Below are 19814 nucleotides of genomic sequence, written 5' to 3' on the forward strand. Positions count from 1 at the left end.
GAAACGTTAGCCGAAATTTACACAAGAAATCCACCTGCCTCCCCAGAACACCGCTGATGCAATTGCCAAAAGCCCTACGCCGGACTAAAATCGTCGCCACCATTGGCCCAGCAACCTCGGACCCACAAGTGCTGCGCCAGCTCATAGAAGCAGGTGCCACAACTTTGCGACTCAACTTTTCCCACGGAACAGAAGAAGACCACCAGCGCAGCATTCGCTTAATCCGGCAAACATCCTTTGAACTCAACCAGCCGGTTGCCATCCTCCAAGACCTCCAAGGCCCAAAAATTCGTTTAGGGCGCTTTGAGACAGGCTCTATAGTTGTCAAAAACGGCGATCCTTTCATTCTCACCAGTCGCCAAGTTCCCGGCACCGAGCTCATTTCTTCCGTCACCTACGACCCCCTAGCAGACGAAGTTCCAGAGGGAGCAGTAATTCTGCTCGACGACGGCAAAGTGGAAATGCTGGTCGAAAAAGTAGACCGCGGGGCGCGGGAATTGTACTGCCGCGTCGTAGTCGGGGGGCCGCTTTCCAACAACAAAGGCGTGAATTTTCCAGGAGTTTACCTCTCAATTAAAGCGCTGACTGATAAAGACCGCAAAGATTTAATGTTCGGCCTCGACCAAGGTGTCGATTGGGTAGCCCTGAGCTTTGTGCGGAATCCCCAAGATGTGCTCGAAATTAAAGAGCTGATTGCCAGTGCGGGCAAGCAAGTACCGGTGATTGCCAAGATCGAAAAGCACGAGGCGATCGAACAAATGGAGGAAATTCTCACCCTTTGCAACGGGGTGATGGTCGCCCGCGGCGATTTGGGAGTGGAACTACCCGCCGAAGATGTGCCGATTTTGCAAAAGCGGCTGATTGCTACCTCCAACCGCCTGGGTATTCCGGTAATTACCGCTACCCAGATGCTCGACAGCATGGTCAACAATCCCCGTCCCACCCGCGCCGAGATTTCCGACGTGGCAAACGCGATTCTTGACGGAACTGATGCCGTGATGCTCTCGAATGAAACTGCTGTCGGCAAGTTTCCCGTCGAAGCGGTGGCGACGATGGCGAGAATTGCGGTGCGGATGGAGAGGGAAGGAATTAAACGGAATATTAGGAATGTAGAAGATATTGGTCGATCGATCCCCAACGGTATCAGCCAAGCAGTCAGCCAAATCTCCGAACAATTGAACGCGGCGGCCATCATGACGCTGACCAAAACCGGCGCCACAGCCCGAAATGTCTCGAAATTCCGACCCAAAACTCCGATTTTGGCAGTTACTCCTCACGTAGACGTAGCCAGACAACTGCAATTAGTATGGGGAGTAAAACCTTTGCTGGTGTTGGATTTGCCCTCCACCGGCCAGACATTTCACTCTGCCATGACAGTCGCCCAGGAAAAAGAGTTAGTGTGCGACGGAGATTTAGTGGTGATGACCGCCGGTACTCTGCAAGGGGTTGCGGGATCGACGGATTTGATCAAAGTTGAGGTAGTGACAGCAGTTTTAGGCAAAGGCACCGGTGTCGGTTTGGGATCGGTGAGTGGCATGGCTAGGGTTGCTCGCACTGCTGCGGATGTAGGCAATTTCCACGCAGGAGAAATTTTGGTAGTGGAACACACAAGCGTCGCTTTTGTGGAGATGATTCGGAAAGCCGCAGGTGTGGTGACGGAGGAGGACAGTTTGACTTCTCACGCGGCGATTATCGGTTTGCGCTTGGGCGTGCCGGTGATGGTGGGCGTGAAGAATGCCACGCGGGTAATTCGGGACGGAACTATGCTGACGCTGGATATGCAGCGGGGTTTGGTTTATTCCGGGGCCAGAGGCGGCTCAACTGACACGGAAGTGACCGTTTAACTGTTTGTGAGCTAGGGGTTGTGGAGTTTTGAATTAAATTCTACAACTCCTTGCTTTTTTCGCTATATTTGTGCTATAATTCAAAATTGTCTGTGCCGATGTAGCTCAGGGGTAGAGTATTCGATTCGTAATCGAACGGTCGTGGGTTCAAATCCCACCATCGGCTTGGAGTTTCAGCGATTTTTGATTTTAGGATTTGTGAGAATGTAGCAAATCTGTAGCAAAACGCAGTTTAACTGCTCAAAAATGCTCTCGGCAAAGTAGCCGAGAGCATTTTTATTTGCCCTAAATCCTTGTGTGGTGGAGATTGTGAATTTTTTCAATCATATCGTTTCCGGTTGCATCGGTATTGTTCAAATGTCCAAACAGTCAGTTGTCATATCAATTCCGGTTGTATCGGAATGATGAAACCGCAGAGGACACAGAGAAAGGGAAGAGAGAGATGAATAATTCCGATGCCAACGGATTTGATATCATATTATTTCCGGTTTCATTGGAATAATAAAATCGACTCAACATTTAACACTCAACAATTCAGTTTTTCGACCACTCCTTCTACAGTCAACAGTCAACAGTCAACAGTCAACAGTCAACAGAGGACTTACATTCCTGACTACAAACCTGACATCGTATTAGTTCGGGGGCCGGGGGATGCGAAAACTCAGGGGACTGAGGATTTGATTGAGAGTTCGCAGTTGTTCAGCAGTACCCAAACAAATCAGCATATCTCCTCCTTCGATCGCAGTTTCTCCGGTAGGCCCGACAATCAAAGTCCCGCCAGCGCGCCGCACTGCTAAAACCAAGGCCCCCGATTGCGATCGCAACTTGGCATTTCTCAAAGTTTCCCCAACGTAGACACAACTATTGGGATCGACCAAAAATTCTTCCATGTAAAAAGAACTGTCGGTACCAGTCAAAACACCGTCTAAAAAATCCATAACTTGAGGCCGCAAAGCCGCCGCCGCCATGCGCTTTCCGCCGGTAATGTAGGGGGATACGACGGCATCGGCGCCGCCCCGCTGCAACTTCTTTACCGCTTCTTCTGTGGTGGCGCGGGCGATCGCCCGTACCTTCGGATTCAGAGTTTTCGCTGACATGACAGTGTATAAATTCTCGGCATCCGAAGGCAAAGCTGCTACTATGCAAATTGCGCGATCGATGCCTACATTTACCAAAGTTTCGTCCAAAGTCGCGTCTCCTTGCACAGCCGTGTACCCCAGCGCCAAAGCTGCCTCAACCGACTGTATCGCCGAATCTATCACCACAAAAGAGATATATTCGGCCTGAAATTCCAAGGCAATTTGGCGGCCAGTGCGCCCAAAACCGCAGAGAATGTAATGCCCGATCAAAGAATCTACCAATCGTCGCTGCTGCCTAATTCTTGCTCCTTCTTGAAAATATCCTTCAATCAGCGCTTCTGTAAAGCGGTTGACGATGAAACCAATCACAATCACACCCATCAAAATCAGGCATATAGTAAACATTCGCCCGCGTTGACCGAGGGGCTGAAGTTCACCGTAGCCCACAGTTGCTAGGGTAAATACTGTCATGTAAGCGGCATCTAGCAAAGACCATTTTTCCACCTGCCAATACCAGAGAGTACCCGTGCAGAAAATGCCGCCCAGGGCGATGACTCCGCCCGTTAAGTCTTTTTGCAGGCGCTGGTACTTTTGCTCCAGAGTTGAATACACCGATCGGGCTGACCTATTACCTATTACCTGCTACCAATTTTAACGATATCAGCCCTAGACGCATGGGCGGTCAATCGATTTTAGATTTTAGATTTTAGATTTTAGATTGACTTGCGCGAGATGCGGGGGCTTGAGGATTTTCGATTTGACATTTTGGATTGATTCCACGGATAAATCACGTGGCGGGTACCACCTTTGAAAATCTTGGTCAAAAAGCCAGTTTCTGCCTAGATACTTTGCTGCAAAACTCAACATTTTGACCGAAAGCCTCCAGGATAAAAGCCACCGAATTTATCCGTATGGTCAATGCTTCAATTCTTTAATCTCAATTCTAAAATCTAAAATTTAAAATCTAAAATCTAAAATCGATTGACCCGGTTTTTTTTGCGTGAGTTCCGACTGAGTTCCAATCCCATCGCAGAGGTGGCGATTGTTTTGATTGGCGATCGGATTTGTCTGCAAATAATTGCGGGCTCCATTACAACCCTGCTGCAATAAATCGTCAAGATTAAAATTCCACAGCATCACCGTACCGTCAGCACTAGCACTAGCGATCGCTTTGCCGTCTGGACTAAAACTCGCACTCCAAACAGCATCCTTGTTACCTTTTAAAGTTTTGAGCAATGTACCGTCAATGTTCCACAGCCTCAGCATTTTGTCTGTGCTTGCAGATAGCAAAATTTGACTGTCGGGACTAAAGCTAATACTTGTCACTCCACTTGTATGCTTTAAAATACTTAGCGGTGTGCCGTCTTTGCTCCAAATTGTCGCAGTTCCTCCAGCACTTGCAGCCGCCAGCATTGCTCCATCGGGACTGAAAGTTACACTCATAATTTTATCACTTTCCATCTGTAAAGTTCTGAGCAATTTGATATCGGTGCTGGCTTCGATTGACTGCTGTTTTTGTAACTTTTCCATAACCTTTCTCAAGCTCCAAAGTTTAATAGTGCCATCTGTACCAGCCGCAGCAATTATCTGACCGTCTGGGCTAAAATTTGCGCTGATTATCCAACCTCGATCCACTTTTAAACTTAAGAATTCTTCACCGTTTATTTTCCATAGTTTAACTGTTCCATCGGTACTTGCTGAAGCAATAATTTTACCATCTGGACTAAAAGAAACGCTTGTTATTTGACCGCTTTGTCCTTTGATATCATGAATTAACTTGCCATCTTTTTGCCAAATTTTGAGAGTTTTGTCGTTGCTGGCAGAGACAATCATCTGACCGCTCGGACTGAAAATTGCCCTAATAATTTTATCAGTATGCCCTGTTAATGTTGCTTGCAAAGTTCCATTAGTTTGCCAAAGCTTGATATAATTATCATCGGTAGCAGTCACAATTGTTTGACTGTCGGGACTGAAAATCGCGAAAGCAAGGGTACTCGCTTGAGTCTGCAAGCGGCGGCGTTCCCGAAAGTTGTAAACTGCCTGTTCGAGGGCGATCGCCACTCGCATCTGAATATCTGAGCTGACTCCGAGCGATCGTTTCATTTCTGTAACAGCTCGAATGCTTTCTAGCAAAGCTTCTTCTTTCTTATCCGCAGCAAATAGGGTTTCTGATAGCAAACTGAGAGTGAGGATTTTGTTGTTTCTTTCTTCGATTGACGGTTTAACCCAAAAAGTTACTATCAGGATTGATATTAATATGACTGCGGCTCCTGTAACTGTTTGCACTCTCAGTTGTTGCTCGCGCCAAAGTTTAACTGCAATCGCTTTTTTCTGCTTTTGTGCTTCGCTTAGTTCCTCTAGTAACTTTTTTTCGCGGCGCAGTTGTTCCATTTCAGCTTGAGTTTGTTTTTCGCGATCGCGCAATTTGGCAAATTCCGCTTCTTGACTCGCACCTAAAAATTGATAATCTTGGGTGTTCAAGCTTTTATTTGCCGCCCACTGTCTGGCATCTTCCAGTGATTGACCGCGCAACAAGCGAGATTCGTCTTGACAATTTGTAGCTATCCATGCTGTTAGGGATTCAGCATAGGGGCGCAAGTCGCCGAGTGCTTTTTCTACCCAGTTATGGCTGAATATAGCTGCGTAAATGCGGTTGGATACGGTTAATTTCCCGGCTCGTTTTACTACTAATCCGCTCAGCCGCAATTCTGTTTGTTCGGGAGTATCATCCGCCCAGATTCCCCCTACCAGGGCGGGCACGGGGGCACAGCCCCTACAATCGGGGAGTTCTGAAAGTGGCAATATTTTTTGATATAGTCCTAATAACCTACTGGCGCGGTGCGGACTTCTGAGAAGGCGATCGCGAATTGTTTTGATGTGTACCGGTTCATCGGATGATTCCCAATTATCAATAATATGAGATTGCACGATCTCGCTAATTAATAATTGATTTGTACGAAAATTTTTAGTTTTGCTTTCATCCGTTGAGTATGATATAATAGAAGCCGAAGCTAAGCTTTTTACATGGTGCAAAATCAGCTTGCAAAGCTTTTGAGTCAGAAATGGCTGCCCTCCCGTCCAGTCCAAAATCTCTTTTAAAACCTCTTGAGGATTCTCTACTTTTCCCTCAAATCCCTTTGCTAAAGGCAGAGCTTCTTGTAAGTTAAAACCGTGCAATTCAATAGCTAACCCGATATTAAATGGCGTGCGAGTTGCATCGCTAATTAAATCCGATGGGGTAGCTACTCCCAGCAAAGCAAATGTAATGCGCTGGTATTCTGAATTGTGAGCCCGTTTATTGTAGCAACATCTAATTAATGCAAAGAAATCGTCTAGCGGTTCTTGGAAACTCAGAACGCTATCAATTTCATCAATAAAAATGACCAGGTTTTGAGAAATTTTGACCAGCAGCAATTCTTCAATTAACTCTCCTAAGCGCTGCACCGGCGACATCAACTCTCTCTCCCGCCACCAAGCCATAAACTCGACTGGGTTAAACAGGTTGAAGCTGCACAATAGCTTGTAAGCGACGCCGCCGTACCACTTATCTAGAGAGACTTGCTGGTTGCCAATGTCCGAAAGGTCGATCGTAGCACAGGCAATGCCATCAGCCGAGAGTTTTTGTACAGTTCGCACCAGCAAACTGGATTTGCCCATTTGTCGGGAATTGAGTACGTAACAAAACTCTCCAGCTTTGAGGGCTTGATAAAGTTCTGAGTCAGCTTGTCGCACTACATAAGTAGGTGCATTTTGCGGGAGACTGCCGCCGATTTGATATTGGTAATCGACTGTCATGATCTAGCCCCTAGTCATAAGTTTGTCTCAGTTCTGTGGTGCCTGTAGCACAAGCAATTTTACCATTTTGATAAGTTGGTTCTGGTGGTTTAATTGTACCAGCAGAATCAGCTCCGCACAATATAGATGTGGTCATTTTTTTATTTTTAGAAGCATTTGACTCACCTTTGAGAGCAGGAATTATAAAAACTCCACCGACACAGCTTTTAAGATTTTTATGCTTTGAGACTCCATAATTAAATGTTGCTTTTTTTGTTGTATGGTGCGAATATTTGTAATTTTCTGTCTCGGTTTTAATAATGCGAATTTTTAAAGCCTTAACAGAAGTGCTAAAAACACTTTTTTCGGCAAAATACGCTTGCTGACGTTTGTTGATTAAGCTAATATAATCTCTGGGTTCCCATTGCTTTTTGTTCCTAAGCTTAACCTGAAAGGATGGCACAGCTACCGAAGCTAATACTCCAATCACCACTAAACATCCACCAACATTCGATGCAAGGCTAGCTGATTTATAATTTCGTTGACTCATTGTTTTGTACCCTCTCTGTTTGTTGTAAGAACTTTAGTTCGGTAAATCTTAAGTGAATGCCGATTTGATATTGGTAATCGACTGTCGTTATATTGCCTCTATTCATAAGTTTGTCTCAGTTCTATGGTGCCTGTAGCACAAGCAATTTTACCATTTTGATAAGTTGGTTCTGGTGGTTTAATTGTACCAGCAGAATCAGCTCGGCACAATATAGATGTGGTTGTTATTAGATTTTTAGAAGAATATGACTCAACTTTTGTAGCAGGAATTACAAAGACTCCCCCGACATAGCTTTTAAGGTCTTTTTGCTTTGATATCCCATAATTAAATGTTGCTTTTTTTGTTGTATGGTGGGAATATTTGTAATTTTCTGTCTCGGTTTTAATAATGCGAATTTTTAAAGCCTTAACAGAAGTGCTAAAAACACTTTTTTCGGCAAAATACGCTTGCTGACGTTTGTTGATTAAGCTAATATAATCTTTGGGTTCCGATTGCTTGTTGATCCTAAGCTTAGCCTGAAAGGATGGCAGAGCTACCGAAGCTAATACTCCAATCAACATTAAAAACACTAAGTATCCACCAACATTCGATGCAAGGCTAGCTGATTTAGAACTTGGTTGACTCATAGTTTTGTATCCTCCCTGTTTGTAGTAAAGAATTTAGTCAGGTAAATCTCAATTAAAAGCCGATTTAATCTTGTAATCGACTGTCATTATATTGCGTATAGTTAGTTTGGTGAGACCATTGGTCTTGTGCCTTTACCGCAAGCAGTTTTACCATTTTCATAGGTGGGTTCCGCTGGTTGAATGCTACCGGGAAAATCAGCTTCGCAGAATATAAACGTTGTAGTTATTTCCTCTTTGGTAGCATTGGGAACAAAGTTTTTTGGCGGAACAATAAAAACACCGCCGACATAACTTTTTAATTCGTTTTCCTTTGCTACTGCATAATTAAATGCTGCTTTCTTAGTGGCGCGAATTGAATACTTGAAAACTTTTGTCTCTGTTTTAAGGCCAATTCCCAAAGCCTTAACAGAACTGGAAAAAGCATTTTTTTCGGCAAAATAGGCTTGCTGACCTCGGCTCATTGATCTAACATACTGTATCCCTTCCATTTTCTTATATTTACAGCCCTTGCAACCACCCAGAAATGATGGCAGAGCGATCGCGCCAATTACTACAATGCCCATTAAAAGCAATAAGCATCCGCAACCATTAGGTGAAAGGCTAGCTGATTTAGAATCTTGTTGACTCATAGTTTTGTACCCTCCCTGTTTGTAGTAAAGACTTTACTCCGGTAAATCTCAAGTGAATGCCGATTTGATATTGGTAATCGACTGTCATTATCTTGCGTATAGTTAGATTATCTGGTCACTTGTCTTGTGCCTTGCCCACAAGCAAGTTTACCGTTTTCATAGGTGGGTTCCGCTGGTTTAATTGTACCGGGAGAATCAGCTTGGCAGAATATGGATATTGTTGTTATTCCATCTTTAGCAGCATTTGGCTCAACTTCTTTAACAGGAACTAGAAAGACACCGCCGACATAACTCTTAAGTTGTGGTTGCTTGGAGACTCCATAATTAAAAGCAGTTTGCTTTGTGGCGCGAACTGAATACTTGTAATTTGTTGTCTCCGTTTTTATCCCAAGTTCCAAAGCATTAACAGAAGTGGCAAAAGCACTTTTTTCAGCAAAGTGAGCTTGCTGCGCCTTGTTCATTGAGCTACCATACTGTTTTGCTTCTGACTGCTTGCTTCTATTGGTATTATTTAGATAAAATGGCAGAGCTATCCCATTCATTACTCCAATACCGGTTATAAGTAATAAGCATCCGCAACCGCGACAAGCTGCATTGCGAACTATTGATTCTTGATTTGTAGTCATGGTGTTGTCTCCTTAAATGGTATATACAAGGTGAATTAAAGTCGGCGAGGCCGAGCCTCTGGATCTGCGTTACCAGGCAGAGCCTGGTAACGAGGAAAAGGAGGAAATACTAATCTTTAAGCTCGCAGCTTTTGTACTTCTTTCCGGTCAAGGGATGTGGGCTGAATCACTTTACTGCCGATCGCAAAATCGCGCAATTCCACTCTCGTAAACTTCACCCCCCAAGGATCTGTCGTTGTATCCAACTCTTCCACTAAAGCATTATTAATCTCATGTCGAGCCGTGTAGAGTTCCTCAACAGATAATTTAGCAAGGTGAGTCCGAATTGAAAGAATCAGCATATTTAACATCGCTTCCTTGAGATTCTGCACTTTGTAGGAAGCTTTTTCTAAGTCAATGATTCGCCAGTACACAATAAAATCAACGGTGATAGCCACGCGATCGCGCGTTGTGCATTCTTGCGGTGGCAAGTTTAAAATTTGCTCGCGCAGAGTTTGTTTATAGGCGACTGTTTCGACAAAGGGAATCAAAAATGTTATACCCGGTTCGAGCTTTTTTCGATCATACTTTCCGAAAATTTCAACTAATGCCTCATCTCCTTGACGGACAATTTTTACGCTGTTGGCTAAGGATACTCCGGTGATGGCAAACAATACCGTCAAAAAATACTGATACATAGTGAATCTCCTGGTAAATAGTTGACAGTTGACAGTTGACAGTTGACAGTTGATAGTGATTTCTTAGTCTCTTAGAGGGACTTTGTTTGGCAAGAAGCGATTCAACTCGCCGAGTTATAAAAGAGCTAACTCAGATTTAGCTGTTGATATGAATTAATCTGTCAGGTACAACAATCAGCGTGTTTCCTTCGCGGCGCAAAACGTAAACTTTTTGTCTGGGTGCGATCGCCCCTTGGGAATCTTCATTACGGGCTTTCCACGAAGCCCCTTCATAGATCACCATTCCGGTTTCTCCGGGGAAAATTTCGGAGATAGTTGTCGCTTCCGTTGCTTCGGGAATGACAAACTTTTTGCGAACAATGAAAATCGGTCTAATCCAGATGCTCAGCGCGAGGGCTATCCCCATCCAGTAGAAGATTTGCCAGTCAAAATCTTCATACATTATGTTCGCCCAACTAAACTGAAATGCTACAGATCCTCTCCACAAAATAAAGGCTTCAATTAAAGCCGAAGCTCCCATCATTAGCAGGTAAAATCTGTATTTTTGGGGCTGAGTTTTGATAATTAATAGCTCCATCGCACTAAGCACAACTCCGATCAGCAACCAGAATAGGGGCGGGGTGAAGGCGAAACCTGGTTGATTAGTGGCTGACGCCAGCGACCAAATTAGGATAGAATACACAATGCTTTTACCTCGTTTTGATGGGATTCAACCTTGTTATTTCTAATCTAATCAGGTGGCTATTTGAGTTGGCGACTGAGTTATTTGAAAAATCATCGACTTTTCATCGACTTTTCATCGACTTTAGGTACGGTTGGCATTTATGATGGTTTCAGTGTTTTGATTGTGATAAGCAATGCCACGATCGCTAAGGGTGCGCGAAGAGTGCATTCGCGCAGTTAAATCCTGTCTCCTGAGAAATGGCTTCCCCAGTCAGAAAATCCTGGCTGAGGATTTAGGGATGGCGCAATCTACTGTCAGCCATTTTCTGAATGGCAAACCTGTGGATTATGCCAATTTCATCGAAATTTGTCGCGGATTGGGGCAGGAATGGCGCGATATAGCCGATTTTGAGGCGAATTCAGAGCCAAAGGAGGTAGTGCTGGTGAGGGCAAAAGTGGCGATCGTCTTCGAGGGCTTAGCCAACGGGCGTTGGCGAAGCCCTCGAAGAGGATCGACCTCACACAAAACCCTTTCCCAGCAGTTACACCAAGCTTTGAGTGCGGGAGGCCACGAAGTCTTTTTTATTAACAACAGCAGCGAGTCAGGCTCATATTTAAAGCGTTGCGATTATTTGCTGTTGCTGATTTCAGAAGAATCGGCCGCTAGCGAAATGGTATTGGAACAAGTACAGCTAGCCAAAGAATTGCACAATATTAATGCTCAAAAGCCCGCAATTTTACCGATTTTTATTGAATTAAATACACCGCTTTCCTTTGATTTACTGAGCTATTTAGCCGGAATTCAGCCCTGGCTGTGGCGCGGTGCTGGCGACTCCTACAAGTTATTATCAGAAATTTTAACTATCATCAAAGAAGGTCGCACATCGTTAACTGCCGACAATGAATTAGCTGTAGAATGGAACGCAATTCATAGCACTAAACAGTCAATAATTCAACCCCTGCCAGCAGCACCGCCAGAATTGCCGGGAGGACAAGTTGAAATAGCTTCTTGTTTTTATATCGATCGCCCTCCGATCGAATCCCGCTGTTACGAGACGATCGCCCAACCGGGAGCGCTAATCCGCATAAAAGCACCCAGACAAATGGGCAAAACTTCCTTAATGGCGAGAATTTTGCATCATGCAGAAGTGCAAGGTTCTCGCACGGTAGCGCTGAGTTTTCAGCTAGCCAATAGGAAAATATTCGCTAATTCCGATACATTTTTGCAGTGGTTTTGTGCTAGCATCGGTCAAGAGTTAGGAATGCTGGAGCAGTTGCCCAAGTGTTGGGAATTAGCCGATTTGATTGGCAGCAATCAGTGCTGCAAGGCTTATTTTGAACAGTATTTGCTTTCAGAATCCTCACAACCTCTGACGTTAGGGTTGGATGAGAGCGATCGCCTGTTTGAATCACCGGAAATTGCCGACGACTTTTTTGGGTTATTGCGCGCTTTACACGAAGAAGCAAAACGGCGCGATATTTGGAAAAAGTTTCGCTTGATTGTGGTGCATTCTACGGAAGTATATATTCCGCTGGATGTGAATAAATCGCCGTTTAATGTGGGTTTGCCGATTGAATTGCCAGAGTTTAATTCCCAGCAAGTGCAAGACTTAGCAAAGCGGCACGGATTGAATTGGAGCGGGAATGAAGTTCCAGAATTGATGGGGTTAGTGGGCGGAAATCCTTATTTAGTGCGACTAGGAATGTATCATATTTCGCGTCAAGATGTGACTTTAGAGCGGTTAGTGAAAGAATCTGCAACAGAAGCGGGAATTTATAGCGATCATTTGCGGCGGCATTTATGGAATTTAGAGAAATATTCGGAATTAATGGAGGCGATGAGAGAGGTTGTGAGTGTTTCTCAGCCAGTTAGATTGAGGTCAGAATTGGGGTTTAAGTTAAATAGTATGGGGTTGGTGAAATTGGATGGAAATCATTGCATTCCGAGATGTCGGTTGTATCAGAAGTATTTTGGCGATCGCCTAGGTTGATAGTTATACGTTGTACCAGTCTCAAGAAGGGGCAAGATGCCCGTTCCACAAGAAGATTGAGTTTTTAAGAAGGGGCAAGATGCCCATTCCGCAAGAAAATGGAGTTTTTCAAGAAGGGGCAAGATGCCCATTCCACAAGAAGGTTGAGTTTTTAAGAAGGGGCAAGATGCCCATTCCACAAGAAAAGAGAGTTTTTGAAGAAGGGGCATCTTGCCAGTTTCTAAACAGGTGATTGAGAAGGAAGCTTGATATAAGTTAATACCAGTTTCCATAAACGTTGCTACCTTTACTCACAAGTTGAAAAGGGTATGAGACGGTAGCGGTTAAATCTCTATCAATGGAAGGGTGTATACGGCTGACAGATTCGCTATCTTGAAAGTAATTAGCCAGAATCATCAGCAATCTGCAACGGTTGGCTGTTTGGGCAGGCAGCACAATAATCAAAGTCATAACATAAGTTGATTCCATGCAAAACACGGCAGATTTACTCCCCAAAATAGACTCGCCGAGTCTTCCCAAAAAGCAACCCGCACCCCCAAATTACGAAGCAGCCGATCGGCAATTTGTCAATTTGCTAGAAGTCGAGGATTTAGACAAGACGGTGGCGACAAAACCGTTACTTGTCAGCGATTTTGAAAGCGCAATCGCCTATGCAATTCAAGCAGCTTACCAACAGGAACCGGGCGATGAGGCCGCTCACCGCTTCTTGCAGCGCGTGCTTTACCGCATCAACCGCCTCAACTTGTTTTGGTACGATGATTTGCGCCGCTACAACAACGAACGATCGCACTATTTGCGTTCTGTGCGCGATCGCATTGAGGAACCTTGGCAGCAGTGGGAAATCGCGCAAATCGACGTTGCAGCGCTGCAAAAATTGCCGGATGTCAAGCAAGCTCTGCGCGATCGCGCAGCCGCCGATGTCGATCCTCCGCTAACTGAGCTCGATCGCTACCAGCGGGAACAGATGACTGAAGAGGGATACAAACACCTGCTGGCGATCGCCTCCTTCGATGGTTTAGTGGAAGCCAGCCGTGTTTCTCGCATCATCGGCGGTGCCGGCAACGAAATTCAGTGCACCCTTACGCGAGTGCTGATCGAAGAATACGGCGGCGGTCGCCTCCCGCGCAAGCATTCGACCTTTTTTGCTCAAATGCTGGCAGAATTCGGGATGAGTACGGAACCGGAAGCGTACTTCGATTTAGTGCCTTGGGAAGTGCTCGCAAGTATTAATCACAACTTTCTGCTGACGGAACGCAAGCGCCATTTTCTGCGCTACAACGGCGGACTCACTTATTTTGAGGTGGCCGGGCCTGTCGCTTACCGCAATTATCTAGCCGCCGCCCAGCGTCTGGGCCTCTCGCAAGCTGCGATGGGTTATTGGGAACTCCACATCAAAGAAGATGAACGTCACGGCCGATGGATGTTGGATGAAGTGGCGATCCCGCTGGTTGATAGATACCCGCAGGAGGCTTGGGAGCTGGTGTTGGGGTACGATCAGGAGAAGTCGATCGGCGATCGGGCTGCTGCTGCTGTGGTGCGATCGATCCAAGCTGCAGAACGGAATTAACAGCTATTTAGGGTGCATAAGTCTTGGATGCACCCTAGATCTTGCACCTTTCTCAATAAGCCTTTGAGGAACAGGCTGTCCGGCCTGTTCCACAAAGAGTGTATTTCTTGTGTAACAGGCCGGACAGCCTGTTGCTGACAATGGTGGAACACGCAAGATGCACCTGCGAGCGCTGTATTTCACAATGCTGTCATTAACTGAATGAGCTCGATCGACAAATCTCTTTGCGACTTTTGGTGCTTCTTAAAGAAAACTCCAGCCAGCAAATAGATGTTTTCCGTATAAAAAGCCATTCCCTGTTCTCTGAGAGTGGCGATCGCGCTTTTCACTTTGGGTTCCGAACTATAATAGCCAAAAGTTAAAGGTGCAATTTCAAAATTCGCAACCGAGTAGCCTCGATCCAAGGCATAATCGATCAAACCCACAGGATTAGAATAGCTAGAAACCATCAGCAAAACTTCATCGCTGCCCAAAGATAAAAGTTTCTTAGCAATTGTACAACCATCATTCCCGCCGTGCAACAGTGGTTGGTAGATTTTATCATCTACCGCAGGCAAGTAAGGCGGATTTGAGATGACACAATCCGCCGACTCGTATAAAGGCGAATCAAAAAAAGAGCAATTGTTGACTGTGTATTTTTCGCTGAGTTGATATTCCTTAATTTGAGACTGAGCAATTTTCCAAGCTACATTATTTAGCTCAAATCCCTGTATTGTCCCATCAAAATCACTTCTCAGCAAAGACTTAATAACTGGACTTCCCTCTCCTGAACCAAACTCTACGATAAGTCGAGAATTGTCACTAGCATTTAACACTAAACTTTCCAAGCAGTGCGCGTAAAAATCCGATTCTTCCGGGCAGTGGAATACCTGTTTCAGAGGATGGGATGAAGTGAGCATAAATTCGGTAACAAAGTTGACTATTTTTAAAATATCGAATAAGTAATATTCCAGCCATCTGTCGCAAGAGCTATTTTATCAACTTGTACAATCTATCTCTTCCTGTTATACCGGGTGGGCTCAAATAACTATTACTGCCGACAGATTATCCAATTAACTAGATTAATCCGATTGACAGATTGCAATTAGAGCGATTACTGGTGAGATAGTACCTAAGCAAATAATTGTAAATTTTAATAGTGTCAGATATGACCTTTTTTAATTATTCAGTTCCCCCTCTGCGCCGGAAACAGCTTAACATCGAGCTTCAGGATTTAGAAGGGCTTTGGCAGGTTCAGTTTCCCCTTGGCAAAGATCGATTTTATTCACAATTTTACACTTGTCTCGATCGAACTTGCTTGCTGTGGAGCTTGCTGTTAATACCCATCTTCGGCACAGCACAATTTTTTTCGGTGAGTTGGATGCTGCAAGCCGGTTTGTGGTCAGCGCTCAGCCTCGTAGGTACAGCAGCAATGGTAAGCATGACATACTCTTGGGTTAAAATAGAACGCCTGATTTGGGTGCTTTACGGTTGGGTAATACTAATGTTATTAGGATTGTTGCTGACAGATTTAGCAATTTTTCTCAGTTGGGGAAAAGTGTTGGCGAATCTCTGTCCGCTGTGGTTGGGAATGAGCGGGATAGGGTATTTAGGGACGGGACTTGCAGTGCGATCGCGCGCGCTTTTAGCTGCAAGTTTATTTCACCTGTTGGGGATTTTGATTTTGCCTTACACGGGCGGTTGGTCTTTCCTATTTACGGGAGTCGTAATGGTATTTAGCTTGCTGGTTTTAGCCGAATTGCAATGGGATATGCGCCAGCCTATTAACAGGCTACATTAACGGGTGTTCCGCCGCGATTCCCACAGCTATCAACCTCAAGCATTAACCACAACTGATGAGTACATTCCTAATGACGGAGGATATCACGCCCGCTAGAATAACGTCACTGCAATTTGTGGGTAGTGAGGACTTTTGGTTCTCCTCAAAATTTGAGGAATGAAGTCCTCACTAAACAACGGATCGGGGTTATTTTAGCGGACACGATAGAAGTGATGGCTGATAACTAATTGCCACCAGACTGTACAGATTTGCGGGTTTGGTTAGTATCGTCGCCCTTGTGATGCCACGTGCCACCTTCGCCTTGAACGTATTCAGATTTTACGCTGTTCCAAGCAACGCTAGTAGCACCATCGGCGCTCATTCCATCTTCACTAGCGCTCTTAAAAGCCGCCTGAAAAATTTGTTTCGCTCCTTGGGGGAGTTCTTGTGCTTCTGAAGGTAAGGTATCAAATTGTTGTTCTGGCATAATGACCTCTAATTATTAAACATAAATTTAATCTTATATACTAGAACCCACTACTTTCCTCTCTCTAAAAGCAAGTTTAAGATTGCATTCTTATCAGTCCGAAGACAGATGTAATATTAAAGTTTTTGTAAAAACTAATACAACTTGATTGCCGTTCCTGGTTCAGCCGGATTTGGCTAATTTCCCTCCTCCAACAGCCATTAATCTGACTTCGGTTTTTTCACCTGCGAACTTAGAAAATACGTCAGCGCAGCGATTACTAAAGCGATACCTGCTCCCAAGGGAAGGATGTTCGTCCCGCCATTCCACCGAACTACCTCCGAGAGAAACAATACACTCAACACTACTACAATGACGCTGGTGAGTTTGCTTTTCAGGTCGTCGATAGTGTGAATTTCCAGCCAGATGGGTACTTTGATGCGCTCGTCAATAAACAACTCGTAAAGTCCGAGTGCAGTAATGTAAAATACTGTGGCGAGGAGAAACAAATCTACAACTTCGATGCCAGACAGAATCAGTTGTTTGGAGTTTTCGCTGGAAACCGGTACTGTAACTGTGTGGCCGATGGTAATGACGGTTTCCAGGGCACCGTAGATCAAAAGCGTCACAGACGTTGCAAAAGAACCGAATACAGCGATTAACATTAGATAGCGACTTCTGGCAAGAATTCGATGCAGCATAGTTGATCTCTCGTTGGAAAATTGGTTAGAGAACAAGCGCTCTCTGGCATACCTGTGGCTTTACTATATCAGAGTTTGCCCGATCGCACTCACAAGCAATTCTGCCGAGTGTGGCCACTGGTTAATTTCAGGTCGCGCGGCCACAACTCGCATAGCCCTCATTTCGCCTTCGTGTTTGAGACAACTCCAATCCCAGTCAAAAGCCTTGCTGTTGCAGGGTAGCAGGCGCTTTTGCGACTCGGAGCGATCGCTCCCGCGTTTTGAGATAATTTAGTTTCCTGGGAAAGTTTGAGCGGTATTCTGCCAGTGCCCAAATTGTCAGCCACAAGTTAAGAAAAAATAGCGCTCAAAAATTTTTAAAACTAACTCATCTGGCGGAGTGCTCAAGCAAAATTGACGGTGAGAAAATCACCAATTTCTGCCTCAAAGCACCTGCATCCGGGGAAAATTCATAGGAAGAAGCGGGCGCTTGTCTGAGAAAGCCGGTTAATTCGTATATGTCTCGTTACTCCACCCAAAATTTTTCATATCAACCTGGTTTCTATCCCCCGAACACAAAATTTGATTAAGCTAGTCTGCCGCTCAATCAAATTTCATCCACCACCTGAAATAAAAAGTCCTTTTGTCAAATATTCCTAAAGATGAATGGCGAACTTGAAGCATACGTAATAGCTTATAAACTGTTAACGTGGCGGTGTAATTAATCAGGAAAAAATCATCAAGGGAACGGGACTAAATTGGCTCCCTAACCTTCATTGTTCCGCAGCGAAGGTTAGAAAAATTGTACGTTACGCTGTCAATTTGACCCTCCGGTTTTGGCATCACAACCGATCGCAGCACTCTATGCAAAAGCAAGCATTACCATGAAATCTTCTAAATTGTTGAAAGTTGTTTTAGCAAGCGCTTGTACTTTAGGTTTAGCAACGGTTTCCTTAGCACTGCCTGCTTCAGCCCAGTCGGGCGGTGCTGGTGGCGGCGGTGCCGGCACAGGCACAAGCGGTACAAGCGGTACCGGTACAACTGGCACGGGTACAAGCGGTACAAACGGTACAAGCGGTACTGGCACAAGTGGTACAAGCGGTACGACTGGCACGGATACAACCGGTACTAGCGGTACGAGTGGCACTGGTACAAGCGGTACAACGGGTACAACGGGTACAAGCGGTACAACGGGTACGAGTGGCACCGATACAACGGGTACAAGCGGCATCGGTACAAGCGGTACAAGCGATACAACGGGTACGAGTGGCACCGGTACAACGGGTACAAGCGGTACAACGGGTACAAGCGGTACAACGGGTACAACGGGTACGAGTGGCACCGATACAAGCGGTACAAGCGGTACAAGCGGTACAAGCGGTACGAGTGACACCGGTACAACAGGTACAAGCGGTACAACAGGTACGACTGGCACGGGTACAAGCGGTACAACCGATACGACTGGCACGGGTACAACGGGTACAACGGGTACAAGCGGTACAACAGGTACAACGGGTACAACGGGTACAAGCGGTACAACAGGTACAACGGGTACAACGGGTACAAGCGGTACAACCGATACGACTGGCACTGGTACAACAGGTACAACTGGCACTGGTACAACAGGTACAACTGGCACTGGTACAACAGGTACAACTGGTACGACATCGACGCCGGCTGATACTAATTCTGGAGTTTTGAGTGCTCGGCGCGATAGCCCCAACAATTTCGGGTGGCTGGGTGCCCTGGGCGCGTTTGGTTTGATCAACTTGTTTCGGAAAGGCAGTACGCCATCCCATCGGTAGTTTCGGGCGATTCCCTACGGGATAGCTTCGCTTGACGTACTTTTGAAAACAACTTAGAGGCTTAGAAATTCATGACTTCACTCAATCGCAAAAATTTGTTCAAAAAATTGGTAACAGTTGCCGGAATTGCCGGCGTTAGTTCCTTGATAGCTGTGCCGGGATTCGCAGAATTAAACCGCCAGACTCACGGCTTCAACCAGTCGGGCGATCGGGTTTTTGATCTTGCTGATAGCGACTTAAACGATCCTAATTCTCCGGGACCTTCTGTTACAGATCCTAACAACAACAATCCTGGCGGTTCTCCCAACACTCCAAATACCCCCACCAACAACACTCCCGGCCGTTCTCCCAACACTCCAAATACCCCCACCAACAACACTCCCGGCCGTTCTCCAAATAGCCCCATCAACAACACTCCCAGCCGTTCTCCCAACACTCCAACAGGTGGCGAAACTTCGCCTAATTCTCTTAGCAGCCAAGACAGAAACTTTGTCATGCAAGCAGGTCAACTTGGTATGCTGGAAGTGGAGCTCGGCAGATTGGCAGTGCAGCGCGGTTCTAGTGCAGGTGTGAAACAATACGGGCAAGAAATGGTTGAGGAACACACCCAGGCTAATCAAGAACTGATGCAGGTAGCAACGCAAAAAGGCGTAAAACTGCCAACCGAAATAAGCAGCCAGAACACAGCTTTGATGGATCGACTTTCCGGACTATCCGGTACAAGTTTTGACACCGCTTACAAGCAGGCTATGATCGACAGCCACACTCAGGCTATTGCTTTGTTTCAGGCTCAATCTCAACAGGGACAAGATCCAGACTTGAAGGCTTGGGCCACCCAGAAGTTGCCGAACCTTCAGGCGCACTTGCAAATGGTTAACCAAATGTTGGCAGATACCAGCCAGCCCAAATAGGAGGTAGAGGAGGTAGAGTGCGATCGGCTTTTATGCGATCGCACTCTACCTTTTGTGCTCGGAGAGGGAACAGTAATAAATTCTTTTAAACTGAAGTTCCCCCATTGACAAAAGGCGTCGGAGTATGTAGGGTAAACCTTTGGAGGATTTTGACTCCGGTTTTACTG

The 19814-nt window shown here is 45.5% G+C and carries 19 protein-coding genes and 1 tRNA gene; 7 read left to right on the plus strand and 13 right to left on the minus strand.

Annotated elements, in window-relative coordinates:
- The first annotated feature begins 56 nt into the window (after positions 1–56).
- Both pyk and QUA03_RS14045 read left to right on the plus strand, forming a co-directional pair.
- Positions 57–1844: a pyruvate kinase gene (gene pyk, locus QUA03_RS14040; RefSeq protein ID WP_333212912.1), complete on the plus strand. Its 1788-nt coding sequence runs from the start codon at positions 57–59 to the stop codon at positions 1842–1844.
- A gap of 94 nt (positions 1845–1938) precedes the next feature.
- A tRNA-Thr gene (locus QUA03_RS14045) sits at positions 1939–2010 on the plus strand.
- 466 nt (positions 2011–2476) lie between these two features.
- Here QUA03_RS14045 and QUA03_RS14050 read toward each other — a convergent pair.
- The 8 genes from QUA03_RS14050 to QUA03_RS14085 all read right to left on the minus strand — a co-directional run bounded on the left by QUA03_RS14050 (position 2477) and on the right by QUA03_RS14085 (position 10487).
- Positions 2477–3535 carry a potassium channel protein gene (locus QUA03_RS14050; RefSeq protein WP_333212913.1) on the minus strand — a complete coding sequence of 353 codons (1059 nt, stop codon included), beginning with the start codon at positions 3533–3535 and terminating at the stop codon, positions 2477–2479.
- 345 nt (positions 3536–3880) lie between these two features.
- Entirely contained in the window at positions 3881–6718 is a 2838-nt protein-coding gene (locus QUA03_RS14055; RefSeq protein ID WP_333212914.1) for an AAA-like domain-containing protein, read from the minus strand.
- A 10-nt stretch (positions 6719–6728) separates the two neighbouring features.
- The gene (locus tag QUA03_RS14060) at positions 6729–7247 is read right to left on the minus strand and encodes a type IV pilin-like G/H family protein (protein WP_333212915.1); all 519 of its coding nucleotides are present in this window, start codon (positions 7245–7247) and stop codon (positions 6729–6731) included.
- 98 nt (positions 7248–7345) lie between these two features.
- Positions 7346–7873, minus strand: coding sequence for a type IV pilin-like G/H family protein (locus tag QUA03_RS14065; RefSeq protein ID WP_333212916.1), 528 nt, complete (start codon positions 7871–7873; stop codon positions 7346–7348).
- A gap of 101 nt (positions 7874–7974) precedes the next feature.
- Positions 7975–8502 (minus strand): type IV pilin-like G/H family protein, encoded by a 528-nt coding sequence (locus QUA03_RS14070; RefSeq protein ID WP_333212917.1) that lies wholly within the window; start codon positions 8500–8502, stop codon positions 7975–7977.
- A gap of 107 nt (positions 8503–8609) precedes the next feature.
- Positions 8610–9128, minus strand: a complete 519-nt coding sequence (locus QUA03_RS14075) for a type IV pilin-like G/H family protein (protein WP_333212918.1) — start codon at positions 9126–9128, stop codon at positions 8610–8612.
- A gap of 116 nt (positions 9129–9244) precedes the next feature.
- Positions 9245–9805, minus strand: coding sequence for an SPFH domain-containing protein (locus QUA03_RS14080; protein WP_333212919.1), 561 nt, complete (start codon positions 9803–9805; stop codon positions 9245–9247).
- A gap of 136 nt (positions 9806–9941) precedes the next feature.
- Complete coding sequence (locus QUA03_RS14085; protein ID WP_333212920.1) at positions 9942–10487, minus strand: NfeD family protein; 546 nt, start codon at positions 10485–10487, stop codon at positions 9942–9944.
- Between the two features lie 175 nt (positions 10488–10662).
- On the opposite strand from QUA03_RS14085, the gene QUA03_RS14090 reads away from it, so the two are divergent.
- Positions 10663–12459 (plus strand): AAA-like domain-containing protein, encoded by a 1797-nt coding sequence (locus QUA03_RS14090; protein ID WP_333212921.1) that lies wholly within the window; start codon positions 10663–10665, stop codon positions 12457–12459.
- Positions 12460–12714: 255 nt separating this feature from the next.
- Here the strand turns inward: QUA03_RS14090 and QUA03_RS14095 are convergent, their stop codons facing one another.
- On the minus strand, positions 12715–12909 hold the full coding sequence (locus tag QUA03_RS14095; RefSeq protein ID WP_333212922.1) for a hypothetical protein: 195 nt from the start codon (positions 12907–12909) through the stop codon (positions 12715–12717).
- Positions 12910–12925: 16 nt separating this feature from the next.
- On the opposite strand from QUA03_RS14095, the gene QUA03_RS14100 reads away from it, so the two are divergent.
- Positions 12926–14026, plus strand: a complete 1101-nt coding sequence (locus QUA03_RS14100; protein WP_333212923.1) for an iron-containing redox enzyme family protein — start codon at positions 12926–12928, stop codon at positions 14024–14026.
- A 179-nt stretch (positions 14027–14205) separates the two neighbouring features.
- Here the strand turns inward: QUA03_RS14100 and QUA03_RS14105 are convergent, their stop codons facing one another.
- Positions 14206–14925, minus strand: a complete 720-nt coding sequence (locus QUA03_RS14105; protein WP_333212924.1) for an SAM-dependent methyltransferase — start codon at positions 14923–14925, stop codon at positions 14206–14208.
- Between the two features lie 248 nt (positions 14926–15173).
- Between QUA03_RS14105 and QUA03_RS14110 the strand changes: the two genes are divergently transcribed.
- Positions 15174–15806: a hypothetical protein gene (locus tag QUA03_RS14110; RefSeq protein ID WP_333212925.1), complete on the plus strand. Its 633-nt coding sequence runs from the start codon at positions 15174–15176 to the stop codon at positions 15804–15806.
- 223 nt (positions 15807–16029) lie between these two features.
- Here QUA03_RS14110 and QUA03_RS14115 read toward each other — a convergent pair whose 3' ends face one another.
- The 3 genes from QUA03_RS14115 to QUA03_RS14125 all read right to left on the minus strand — a co-directional run bounded on the left by QUA03_RS14115 (position 16030) and on the right by QUA03_RS14125 (position 17278).
- A complete protein-coding gene (locus QUA03_RS14115; RefSeq protein WP_190662935.1) occupies positions 16030–16272 on the minus strand; it encodes a ChaB family protein in 243 nt (80 codons plus the stop codon).
- A 200-nt stretch (positions 16273–16472) separates the two neighbouring features.
- Entirely contained in the window at positions 16473–16952 is a 480-nt protein-coding gene (locus tag QUA03_RS14120) for a YqhA family protein (protein WP_333212926.1), read from the minus strand.
- 158 nt (positions 16953–17110) lie between these two features.
- Positions 17111–17278, minus strand: coding sequence for a hypothetical protein (locus tag QUA03_RS14125; RefSeq protein WP_333212927.1), 168 nt, complete (start codon positions 17276–17278; stop codon positions 17111–17113).
- A gap of 537 nt (positions 17279–17815) precedes the next feature.
- Here QUA03_RS14125 and QUA03_RS14130 point away from each other — a divergent pair.
- Positions 17816–18736 carry a hypothetical protein gene (locus QUA03_RS14130; RefSeq protein WP_333212928.1) on the plus strand — a complete coding sequence of 307 codons (921 nt, stop codon included), beginning with the start codon at positions 17816–17818 and terminating at the stop codon, positions 18734–18736.
- A gap of 71 nt (positions 18737–18807) precedes the next feature.
- Positions 18808–19647, plus strand: coding sequence for a DUF4142 domain-containing protein (locus QUA03_RS14135; RefSeq protein ID WP_333212929.1), 840 nt, complete (start codon positions 18808–18810; stop codon positions 19645–19647).
- Positions 19648–19814 lie beyond the last annotated feature (167 nt).

The sequence above is a fragment of the Microcoleus sp. S36b_A4 genome, assembly GCF_036700645.1.
Taxonomy (GTDB): Bacteria; Cyanobacteriota; Cyanobacteriia; order Cyanobacteriales; family Microcoleaceae; genus Microcoleus.